This window comes from uncultured Psychrobacter sp. (genome assembly GCF_947495825.1).
In the GTDB taxonomy this organism is placed as follows: Bacteria; Pseudomonadota; Gammaproteobacteria; order Pseudomonadales; family Moraxellaceae; genus Psychrobacter.
The window spans coordinates 156,539-168,694 of the sequence record NZ_CANMAH010000006.1; the positions used below are offsets into that span (position 1 = coordinate 156,539).

Below are 12,156 nucleotides of genomic sequence, written 5' to 3' on the forward strand. Positions count from 1 at the left end.
TGAATATTAGTCATTTTCAAGGAAAGAACGTAAATGCTCAGAACGTGAGGGATGACGCAGTTTACGCAACGCTTTTGCCTCAATCTGACGGATACGCTCACGCGTAACATCGAACTGCTTACCAACTTCTTCTAGAGTATGGTCTGTCGGCATATCGATACCAAAACGCATTTTTAGCACACGCGCTTCACGCTCGGTTAAGTTACCAAGTACATCACGAGTGGCTTCTTGCAGGCCAGCGGCCGTTGCATCGTCGACTGGGCTTGAGATAGTACCATCTTCGATAAAGTCACCTAGGTGTGAATCTTCATCATCACCGATAGGCGTCTCCATAGAGATCGGTTCTTTGGCAATCTTAAGCACCTTACGGACTTTGACTTCGTCCATCTCTAAACGCTCGCCTAATTCCTCAGGCGTTGGCTCGCGGCCCATTTCTTGTAGTAGCTGACGTGAGACACGGTTTATTTTGTTAATGGTCTCAATCATATGCACAGGGATACGAATAGTACGTGCTTGGTCAGCGATAGAGCGGGTAATCGCCTGACGAATCCACCACGTGGCATAGGTCGAGAACTTATAACCACGGCGATACTCAAACTTATCTACCGCTTTCATCAGACCGATGTTACCTTCTTGAATCAGATCCAAGAACTGCAGACCGCGGTTGGTGTATTTCTTCGCGATAGAAATAACTAGACGTAAGTTGGCCTCGACCATCTCTTTTTTGGCTCGGCGTGCTTTGGCTTCACCAATCGCCATACCGCGTGCCACATCTTTCATGTCGTTGATTTCCATGTCGAGCTTTTGCTCATAATCACGGATTCTACGTTGTAGTAAAATAACATCATCAGTGACTTTTTCTAGCGTGCCCGCAAATGCAGGCTTACCTTTTAAACGTTCAGTGAGCCAATCGACATTGGTTTCGTTACTTGGAAAAGTCTTACGGAATTCAGAACGCGGCATACGACCACGGCGAATCACCAAACGCATAATCTGACGCTCTTGCTTACGTACGTCATCATACACATCATGCATGATAGCCATGACTTGATCTGACAGACGGTTGTTAAGCTTTAACATCATAAAGCGGCTGGCAAGCTGTTCATAAGCCTCGTCAGCTTGTGCGCTACCACGACCATAATCAAGCAAGGCTTGTTTGGCTTTAAGAAATAAATGTTCAATCTCTTCTAACCGCAAGCGTACTTCTTCTGGATCGATACCACCAGTCTCTTCTTCAGTATCATCGCTGTCGTCAACATCTATATCATCGTCGTCATCATCATCGTCATCTTTTTCAGCCTCAGCTTTTGAATTGGCTTTAGCCTTCATGACTAGGATTTGTTCTTTTTCTTCTTTAACTGCTGCGATGTCTTCATCTGTCTCAGGATCCAAAAAACCAGTAATAACGTCAGAGAGTTTCTTTTCACCATCTTGGACTTTTTGGTATTCATCAAGAACAAATTGTACAGTACCTGGCCAGTAAGCCATCGCATGCTGCACATCACGAATACCTTCTTCGATACGCTTGGCAATAGCAATCTCGCCTTCACGAGTTAGCAAATCAACTGTACCCATCTCGCGCATATACATACGAACAGGGTCAGTGGTGCGACCAGGCTCAGTTTCGACAGAAGCCAATACGGCTGCCGCTTCATCAGCTGCCATATCGTCATCGCTTGAATCATCGTTCATCAAGATATCATCAGCATCAGGCGCGGCCTCAAAGATTTTGATACCGACGTCAGTGAGCATTTGGACAATGTCTTCAATCTGGTCGCTTTCTGTTATAGAGTCAGGCAACTGGTCGTTCACCTCAGCATAGGTAAGATACCCTTGCTCTTTGCCCATTTGGATTAAGGTGGCCAGTTGAGATGTGGAATTGGAAACTGACTTATCGCTCATAAATACTCACTTGCTTGCGTCGGGCATTTTCGTAACATAACAGACTATCGCTTGTGCGGTGCGCTGATCTAATCGGTAGATTGATCACATAAAAAGCGTAGAAATTGTCAATAATAACGAAAATGAGTTGATATGAATAAAGGCTCAAAAAACTACAATATAACGGCTAAATAAAAACTTGCTAAAAACACTACTCAAAAATAAAGCAATATAACTGTATTTGAAAACCACTGTATTCAAAAATAATGGTACTTAAAATAACAGTCAATATCGACAGCGGCATAGTTTAACACAGACCATCGCTATCAAGCACAAGACAGCCAATCAGTTGCTGTTTATATCATAGTCAATATGTGCTTGCCATAATCATAGATGATGGGGTCAATAGCCAATGTTTTAAAGGGTCAATATTTTATCTGTTATTGAATAACCCAAAGTGGTCTTCAATTGGGATTAAACGCTTATCATTGATGCTGATTGCTCTGCTTGCTGCGCGCGCAACCAGTCATTTAGTAGTTGTGTCTGTTTACGTACGATCGCAAGTCTAACATGATCTGGATTTTTAATGAGATCTTGCATCTTTTTTTGCATATGGAGCTTAAGTAACTGCATGACTAAGTTTTCGATCAGCTCATCGACGCTCAATATGTTTCTTGTGGTTAATGTCTTATAAAAAGGGCCCCAACTACGGCTTAGTGTCTTTTGAGTAGTAGGCTGTACGTTTGACATAATAAAATGTGCAGCAGCGTTTGCATCCGTTGGTAGATAGGCCAAGCAGCGTTTAATCGTATTGACAACATCGAGCAATGGCGCATCATGTAAGTCTTCCCATGCTAATGGCCGACATGCATCCAAAGGCGCTTTTTGTTTGATATGAGCAGGCAGATTTAAACTATTAATACCTGCTTTTTGCCAGATTGACTCGATGGTGTCTTCTTGCAGTACGCGGGGCTGAAACAAAAAACACAATTGCAACTGCTGACTGATGGTCATATCACCATCAAAATCGAGCAGCGCGTCTTTGGCTTCGACATTTTGGCTGCGCTTACCACCCAGTTTTTGGTATATATCGTTATTAAGCAAATACCGAAAACTACTGCCTTTAGGTAATGCAGTGGTCAATGAGCGCACTTGTGACATCAGCTTGGCTTTACCTTCTGCCAATGCCAAATCGTAACGCTCACTTAGATAGGCAAAAATGTATTGTGACAATGGCTTTGCATTGACGATTTGTTCACGCATGGCTTCACTGCCATTTGCTTTAATAAAGGTATCAGGATCATGACCATTGGGTAAGGTCAAAAATCGCAGCTCTTTATCGTCGGACAGTACTGGTAGGGCCACTTCAAGAGTGCGCCAAGCGGCTTTTTGTCCTGCGCTATCACCATCAAAACTGAGCGTTAATGTTGGGTTTAGAGTGAGTAGGCGCGAGATTTGGCTCTCATTGATGGCGGTACCCATAGAGGCTACTGCGCCATAAATGCCTGCTTGATAAAGGGCGATCACATCCATATAGCCTTCGACCACAAGCCAGTGATCGGCACGCTGCTGACGCGATTCATAATAGCCGTATAGTACATGCTGTTTATGAAAGACAGGTGAGTCAGAGGAGTTGATGTATTTGGGCTTCACGTCATCGTCTAATGCGCGACCACCAAACCCAATCGTGCGTCCTTGATTGTCGCGAATCGGAAAGATAACCCGATCGCGAAGCAAGTCATAATCGCGTCCAGACTCCGACTGTCGCACTAAGCCCAAGGCTTTAAGTCCTTCAATGTCTTGTGGAAACTGATGCTCAAGGTGCTGCCAACCAAATGGCGCATAACCCAACCCAAAAGTTTCGAGGGTCTCTTCGGTGATACCACGGGTCATAAAGTAGTGCTTGGCATGAGGGTGCGTGGTTAGATTATGCTGATAAAACTGCTGAATTTGATCTAATAGCTCATATAAGTTGCCATCTTGCTCAGCATTGCCGCTGCCGTTATCGCCAGTCAGCCTCACATTTGTCTCTGTCAACCAAGCAGGCGGATAGCCATTTTCATTATCGTCTTGATAATCTGAGCCATAAGCATCTATTGGATAGGGAGCTGAATCGTAAGCGTCTAATGGTGGATAGTCATCGTAACCAACATTGTCACTATAGACAGGTTGATCGTTATAGCCGAGTTGACTTGATCCTTGATTCCTTAAGTCAGTTACGACAGAAGGAGTATGAGCAGTCTGTGCTTGGTTTTGCGGACTAACAGTCGGACTAGGCGCTGATGGAGCTACCGGCTTGGGTGCACGACGTTGATAACTGACGTTACGTTGCTCATCTTTTGGCACTTCAATGCCAGTTTGTTTTGACAGCTCATTGACCGCTTCGATGAAGGTTAAGCTTTCATAATCGCGCAAAAAGCTGATGGCATTACCACCGACATTACAGCCAAAGCAGTGATAAATATTTTTTTGTGGATTGACATAAAACGAAGGCGACTTTTCGCCATGGAACGGACAGCACCCTTTATATTCACTACCAGCACGTTTAAGCGTGGTATGGCGACCAATAATACTGATCAAGTCAGCTTGGCTGTTTAATTGTTCAAGAATATGATTGGGGATACTCATGAGAAAAGACAGTTTATCATAGAATAATGCAAAAGTTATTTTAACATTTTTATTGTTTGCAATAAGTACTCATAGATTATGAGTACCTTACTTTATACCAAAAAATAGCCTAAGCGACTAAAAGCTTAAACTTATTAATAACGATTTAAATTTAACTTATCATCATGTAAAAGACAAAGCTTAATCAACGACCAAACGATGACAAATGGATCACTTAAACCAACAAGCAAATAAGACCAACTATACTATATAGTTGATCTTATTTTTAATGGGTCATAGACGATTGTAAGAATAGCAGAATAAGTACAGCGAGCGTTTAGTTGTTGTCGTTCAGCTCTACCGTATTACTATTATTATCATTTGGTAGTGTGGTACGGCGCATCGGGTTCATGTTTTGTGGATCGACACTGGCCTCTCTAGCAGTAGATCCTGTGCTGGCCTGATTGGTCACGCGCTCGGTTGAACTTTCAGGTAGACCCAAACCTACATTGACACCGCTGTTGCTACGGGTTGGTGCGCCGCTAGTAGCGGGAGCAGCTGCATTATCAGCTGGCAATCTGAGCTGAGTTGCCGCTCGAACGATTTGAGTTTTGGTGGCGCCAGTATATTCACCGTTATTCATAGGCACATCTTTTAAGCTTGCACGTCCAAGCTGGCCAAAGGTCAGTTTATTTAACCAAGAGCGGTCCGCTTTGGTAGACAGTCTGACACGGCCATCATTAGTGAGCCATTCTGGGTAATTGATTTGGAGCAGAGTTTTATACTCTTGTGCCAAGTCAGTCAATCCTAGCTGCTGATGGCTATAAGCAAGGATGGCGATCGCTTCTGGTACTGCTTCACTAAGTGGATAATACTGAAATACCCATTTGGCACGGTTGACCGCGGCGACATGCGCTTTGCGTTCGATATACCAGTTGGCTGCGGCCAGCTCACTACGAGCAAACTGATTATAAATAAAGGTCATACGCTGCGCTGCATCTGGCGCATATGGGCTGTTAGGGTATTTATTGATGAGCTCTTGGAAGTTGGCAAAGGCAATACGCAAATAGGCAGTATCGCGCTCAGATTGGTCCATCTTGAACAGTCTAAGACCCTCAGATGAGCCTTGCATGTTGGCCACACCGCGTACGTAGTATGCATAACTTACTTGCGGGTTAGCAGGGTAGAGGCTGATGAATCGATCCGCACTTGCTGCTGCTGTCTCAAAGCTACCACTTGCATATTGAGCATACATAATATCAAGCAGCGCTTGTTCAGCATATTGTCCCGTTGGATAAAAGGTACGTAAACTGGTCAGATCCTCTATCGCCTGTATATAGCGGCCTTTATCAATCTGAGTGATGGCGTCGTTATAATAACCTTGCTCTGATTTTTCAGCCGTTTCGACCGCGTCGCTGTCTGTATTTGTCAGGTTTTTAAAAGTCTGACAGCCGACCAAGTTTACACTTAGAGCAAGTAAGGTCACTGATGAAATTTTGATAAACGTGTTGCCAATAGGGCGCATACTTCTTCTCCGGCACAAGGCGCGCAATAGCGGTGACGCTATCGCACTAATAACAAAGTTGATGATAAAAGGCTGATTATTAAATTATAAGATAACAACGTCCAAAACAGCAAAGCAATAAGATATAAAGTAACTAGCGGCTTATAATCGAACATAGCATACAGCAAAATCACGTTTACTTTATAGAATAACGTCTGCTTCGTCTATTTTTTCGTACGCTATTTTGTAGTCAGATAACAACGTAGCAGGGTCTGACATCATAAATTTTGGATAGTTTAGCATGAGCATCTGTGCTGAGCGACGACAAATGTTGCTATTCATCTTTAATATACAGTAAATTACGGCAACGTTATATTATAGAGAGTTATCAATATACCCCTTTATATGACGTGCTCTTAGCAATAAAGAAGAGATAACTGTGTGTAAGCATAGGGTGAAAGGTTCTTAGCATGGTACACTATGACGATATTTGACCAGCTTTTTGTTGGAGTCTTTGAGGGGTATTACTTAAATATCCAATAAATCGCGGCTTTATAAAGTTAATCCTTATGACCTAATCGTTTATGAATATGGTCACCTACGAATCTGCTATGAACAATAATGCTATGACCACAAACACAACACCGAAACAAACATCAGAGACTAAATTGTCAGCGCAACAGTCATCTATGCAAGATGAATTGACAACCAATGGCTCGAGCCTTGATGCTGATTTACTTGATGAGAGTTTGTCTGATGATGAGTTAGCATCTGCTTATGAAGAAATCGACGACGATGAAGATCATAATGAATATGATAGCGATGTTAACTCTGTAGCTGGGCAAGCCATACCGCAAGTTATTGACGTGACGCATACGGTTACCGAAAAAGAAGCAGGTCTACGTATAGATAAGCTTGCTTCGCAGGTTTTTACCGACTTTTCGCGAGCGCAGTTACAAGGCTGGGTTGGCGATGGTAGCTTGTTACACAACGGTAGCGTGCAAAAGCCTAAACAACGTGTCAAAGCTGGAGACGTCATACATCTGTCTACGACATTGCAGCAGCATAGCGAAGATCAGCCAGAAAATATCGATATTGATGTCGTTTACGAAGATGATGATGTGCTGGTGATTGATAAGCCTGTCGGTATGGTGGTCCATCCTGGGGCTGGCAATCAGACAGGCACTTTGGTCAATGCATTATTATATCATTATCCTCAGCAGCATCACTTACCACGCGCAGGCCTAGTGCACCGTATTGATAAAGATACCTCAGGTCTTTTGCTGATTGGTAAAACTAAGCCTGCGCAAATGGCTTTGATGGAGCAGCTAAAAGACAAGTCTGTTTATCGTCACTATCAGTGTGTCGTAGCAGGGGACGCGGCAAGCTTACTGCGTCATCGACGTATCGATGCACCAATTGGACGCCATCGTAATCAGCGCACAAAGATGACGGTAATGACCGCTGGACGTGAAGCTGTAACGCACTTATTAAATGTCACACCGCTCAATGACAATTACTGTTTACTGGACGTCGGCCTTGAGACTGGTCGTACCCACCAGATTCGTGTACACCTAAGCCATATCACTTATCCGATAGTCGGTGACCGTGTCTATGGCGGACGTCGCCAACTGCGGGCAGGTTTGACAGAAGCGCAGCGCCAGGCGATTAGCAATTTTCCAAGACAGGCATTGCACGCATATACTTTGGGGTTTGTGCATCCAACGACAGGTGAAGATATCGAAGTGACGACTCCCATTCCTGAAGATATGCAAAAACTCATATCAGTGTTAACTGATGGCTACGATGACGAATAAGATATGACAGACAAACTTCCATTAACGGTGTTAGCGCAGCTCGATGATGTGACGGTATTTCAAACAGCCGCCTATCAAACGGCTGGTTTGGAACATGCTGATATTAAGCATAGAGAGCTAGAAAAGCCTCAGCAAATGCTGCAAATAGGTCAAGCAAGCTACGGTGAATTAAATCTTGGACTGCACGTCGCTGATAATCCTACTCAGGTATTGGATAATCGTATGCGTTTGCTAGCGACTATCAACCAACAACTAAAAACGCAGCAGCGTGCGCCCATCGGTCGCTTATGCTGGGTAAATCAAGTTCATGGCAAGCAGATTTATGATGTAGATGCAGGCCCGCTTAGTATGCGTCCGGTAGATGCTGATGCAATGGTCAGTCAGCAAGATGGTTTGGGACTGGCTATTATGACAGCTGATTGCGTTTCAATCGTATTATACCAACCAGCCAGCGGCCAGATTGCAGCGATTCATGCTGGCTGGCAAGGGCTTGCCTGCGGAGTTATTTCAACGACAATAAAGCGTTTTACAGAGTCTGGCGAAATCAAAGCGTGGATAGGTGTCTGTATCAGCCAAGAGAACTACGAGGTTGATAGGCAGGTTCGAGATAAGCTCTTGACAGGTTGTATCGACAATCAGTCATTATTAGCACAAGACATGAGTAATACTGATCGCTTCGATCAGTTGTATGCGGTAGATTCTAACATTCATAGCTCGACTAATACGGAATCACATACAGACAAAATTAAGCTTGATTTACCAAAGCTGGCTGCTGATCAGCTAAGCGCTGCTGGTGTGATATTAGAAAATGAAACCTCGATAAGCTGTAGCTATGCTGAACCTAGGTTTTATTCGTATAGGCGCCAGACACATTTGCAGCAGCCAGCGACGGGGCGTATGGCATTGATTATTGTGCGCAGTTAAGTGGTTTATCTAAAGCACTGGTAATATTGACAACAACACCATTAGAAAGTGCCTGGAAAAAAATGTCGAGGCGGCAATAAAAAAAGCAGGTATTAGCCTGCTTTTTTTATTACTGCTTCGATATGCTCATTTATATTAGCACACAGAGTCATTGGACTTTGGTACTGAAAGCCCAAATAGCGGACGTAGGTACAGAGCTAAAAAAGTGCCTGCCATAGCAAGTATGCCCCAGATGTAGCCGTGCAAGCTAAAAGATGCGATGCCGCCGAAGTAGGCGCCAATGTTACAGCCAAATGCCAAACGTGCCCCATAACCCATCATCAGACCACCGATGACTGACGCTGCAAAATTACCCATAGTAATCTGAGTAAATCTAAACAGACCGCCCGCCGCCGATGCAATAAAAGCACCAATGATAATACCGATATTCAATACGGTCGTTGAGTCTGCAAAAATAGACGCATCAAGCGTCGCGGCATTCGCCCCTTGCCAATAGCCCCAGCTAGCGACATCAACGCCCAAACCGCTCGCTATCTTGGAGCCCCATAAAGTAAATGCTGAGGTAATGCCCCAAGGCTGACCACGCGTCAGTAACGTCAAGGCATTGAGTAGAGCAAGAACAATCGCTGCTGCAAATAGGGGCCAAGAACCACGAAAGATGCGCTTCCAGCCAGACTCAGATGGTACAGGTGCCATCTTAGGTGCAGCTCTTTTTTTCTCAACGATCAATGTAACCCAAGCAATCAAACCAAACAACGCAAGCGATACCAGCCAAGCACCTGTATAACCAAGACCTGTAGAAGTGGCTAATGAATAGGGGGCATAAGCTGGCATCTCCTCTGTCCAAAATGGCAGATGATAAGCGCCAATCGTAGCGCCTATTATAAAAAAGATAAAAGTGATGAACATAACCGAACGTCCACCGCCTATCGCATAGAGTGTACCAGAAGCACAGCCACCACCAAGTTGCATGCCGACACCAAAGACAAAAGATCCAACTAATAGACTGACACCCAACGGCGCCACATAACCTGCAACTGGCCCGCCAAATATTGTAGTGCCATAAGCAAGAATGGGAGCAAACAATGTCACCGCGACTGCCAGCATTAGCATATGAGAGCGCATCGCCTGTCCATTACCAACAGCCATGATACGTCTAAATGCTGAGGTAAAGCCAAAACGCGCATGAAAAAGAGTATAACCTAGCAAAAGACCAATACCCAGTAGCAAAGATTGGGAGATATGCTGAGTGTCAAGTAAGTGAATCAGGAGTAGCAATCCTGCTATCACTCCGCCTGCTATCAATGCTTTTTGCGGGGCATTAAGTGCAAGAGTGCCTCTTGCAATGGGATCCTTTGCATCATTTACAGGCTGGACTCTAGTGGTGGTATTTAACGTATTCAAGGCAATAACATCCTTCTCCGATGCATGTGATCGGATGTGATTTGTATAAATATTTATATGAGAATAAAAAGTAGAGTTATAGAACTCGTTTGGTATTTTTAATAGCGTGTGAGTAAACGCTCCATCATAATCCTATTATCATTAAAGTAAATATTAGCGTATTAGAAGAATAAGAATGATGATATAACAATATGGAATATAGATAAGTTGTTTAGCATGGACGATTTGTCACTATATTTGTCATTAGTAGGCGGGCACATTGCGTATTAGGTCTTTGCTTACTGAGGTATAAAGAGTAGTAACTATTGTAGTAACTATTACAGAAGGATAATTGATAATGCGCAAAAATTCGCTACAGTGTGCATTAATAGATAATGCGCAGTAATAAGCTGGTACTCATCAAAACATGCCTGTTACAATATGCTTGAACTTACTGAAGTCTACCGCATATCAGGTAATAAACCTCTTCACCAGCTGTACTGATAACTTTACCGATCCTACGTCAAGGGTTTTGTAGCTACAATATCCTACTGCTAAATTATTTACTTATCATCCATTATTAGAGTTTGTATGAATACATCAACCGAAGCATCTTTATCATCGTCTTTAACTACAAAAAACGCGCCTAATGTATCGATTGCTGTCATTTTCCATAGTAACTATGGACATACCAAGCGTGTTGCACAAGCGATTGTACAAGGCGCTCGCAAACAGCTGCCAGAAGCTCAAGCAAAAGCAATCGATGTCCATGATGTTGATTGGGATTTTGTAGATCAAGCTGATTTGCTGGTATTTGGTAGTGCAGTATATATGGGTAGTGTCACTGCCGAATTTAAGACCTTTATGGATGAGACCTCAAAGCGTTGGTATCATCGCAAATGGGAAGGCAAATGGGCGGCGGCTTTTGCCAATTCAGGTGGACTAAGTGGAGATAAGCTTGCAGTATTGCAGCAGATTTCTTTGTACGCTATGCAACATGGAATGAACTGGATTGGTCTGCCATTGATGCCGACAGGTCATGAGGCTCATGATTTAAACCGACTATCGAGCTTTTTAGGTTTGATGACTCAGTCGCTTGATGGCCCACCTGAAGAGACTCCAGGAAAGGGCGACATTGATACTGCTATTTGGTTTGGTGATCACTTGGCGAAGACGATTATCAAACATCAACCAGCCAGCTAACCCACATAAACTAAAGCTTTGTACCTTCGTACTTATAAATAAGCAACTATTAAACTATAAAAAGCAGATGTCAGTATTGATGTCTGCTTTTTTTTGAGCTTTATTTATCATTATCTATATCAGTGTGGGATGAATTAAGACTGGAAGTCACAGGGATAGGGCTATCAAAAAGTAGCAAGGATTGACAGCCAGTAAGCAGCAGCATCGGTATTAGCATGCAAAAAAGATTAAAGGATTTCATAGTAGTTTTTGGCATACCTTTTATATGGCTGGAATCGGAGCTTGAACGTGAATCTGGACTATAGTATCGAAATGATAAATTCAAATTATGTCCTTTAGAGCTACAAGGTCTAGATAGCTTCCATCATAATCCAAACTTATTATTATGCAACCATATACGGTCGCTTAAAAGTTTTTGTTGCTAAAAATAATCAACTTAACTTAAAAGAGCATTTTCTGTCTTTTTAGGTTGTATAAATTAGGAATTTGTGATTGTTAATTTTTCGCTAAAAAATCATCCGCAGCCTTTGTATATACTGTGTATCCGCTGTTTTTACTAAAATGGATATAAGTGAACAAAATTGTGAGATTTAGGTAGCTGCTAGGCATTTATTTAACAAAAAACTGGTTAGCTATTTTTCTTAGTTTATGTTTTTTAAGGTTTTTTTATCTAAGTTTTTAATATTATGTATTTTTTATTATAGATTCGGCGGTTATAGAGCGTCCTAATGTGGATTTTTAATTTTTGTAAAAAAATGAGATGAATAGGTTAATATTTAAGCAATACTAGCGAAATAGTTTTACCTTTATAAGAATAAACATAAGCTAGTTGATATA

Annotated in this window: 7 protein-coding genes; 3 read left to right on the forward strand and 4 right to left on the reverse strand. The window is 42.8% G+C overall.

Going from position 1 to position 12,156, the window contains the following annotated elements:
* Positions 1–6: 6 nt before the first annotated feature.
* The 3 genes from rpoD to Q0895_RS08365 form a co-directional block, all read right to left on the reverse strand.
* Positions 7–1,902 carry an RNA polymerase sigma factor RpoD gene (rpoD, locus tag Q0895_RS08355; RefSeq protein WP_299187628.1) on the reverse strand — a complete coding sequence of 632 codons (1,896 nt, stop codon included), beginning with the start codon at positions 1,900–1,902 and terminating at the stop codon, positions 7–9.
* Between the two features lie 453 nt (positions 1,903–2,355).
* Complete coding sequence (locus Q0895_RS08360) at positions 2,356–4,509, reverse strand: CHC2 zinc finger domain-containing protein (RefSeq protein ID WP_299187631.1); 2,154 nt, start codon at positions 4,507–4,509, stop codon at positions 2,356–2,358.
* A 316-nt stretch (positions 4,510–4,825) separates the two neighbouring features.
* Positions 4,826–6,013, reverse strand: a complete 1,188-nt coding sequence (locus tag Q0895_RS08365) for an outer membrane protein assembly factor BamD (protein ID WP_299187634.1) — start codon at positions 6,011–6,013, stop codon at positions 4,826–4,828.
* Between the two features lie 563 nt (positions 6,014–6,576).
* On the opposite strand from Q0895_RS08365, the gene Q0895_RS08370 reads away from it, so the two are divergent.
* Both Q0895_RS08370 and Q0895_RS08375 read left to right on the forward strand, forming a co-directional pair.
* Complete coding sequence (locus Q0895_RS08370) at positions 6,577–7,809, forward strand: RluA family pseudouridine synthase (protein ID WP_299187637.1); 1,233 nt, start codon at positions 6,577–6,579, stop codon at positions 7,807–7,809.
* A 3-nt stretch (positions 7,810–7,812) separates the two neighbouring features.
* Entirely contained in the window at positions 7,813–8,733 is a 921-nt protein-coding gene (locus tag Q0895_RS08375) for a polyphenol oxidase family protein (RefSeq protein ID WP_299187640.1), read from the forward strand.
* Between the two features lie 135 nt (positions 8,734–8,868).
* Here the strand turns inward: Q0895_RS08375 and Q0895_RS08380 are convergent, their stop codons facing one another.
* Complete coding sequence (locus tag Q0895_RS08380; protein ID WP_299187643.1) at positions 8,869–10,137, reverse strand: YeeE/YedE family protein; 1,269 nt, start codon at positions 10,135–10,137, stop codon at positions 8,869–8,871.
* Between the two features lie 570 nt (positions 10,138–10,707).
* Between Q0895_RS08380 and Q0895_RS08385 the strand changes: the two genes are divergently transcribed.
* Positions 10,708–11,319, forward strand: a complete 612-nt coding sequence (locus Q0895_RS08385) for a flavodoxin family protein (protein WP_299187647.1) — start codon at positions 10,708–10,710, stop codon at positions 11,317–11,319.
* The last annotated feature ends 837 nt before the right edge of the window (positions 11,320–12,156 follow it).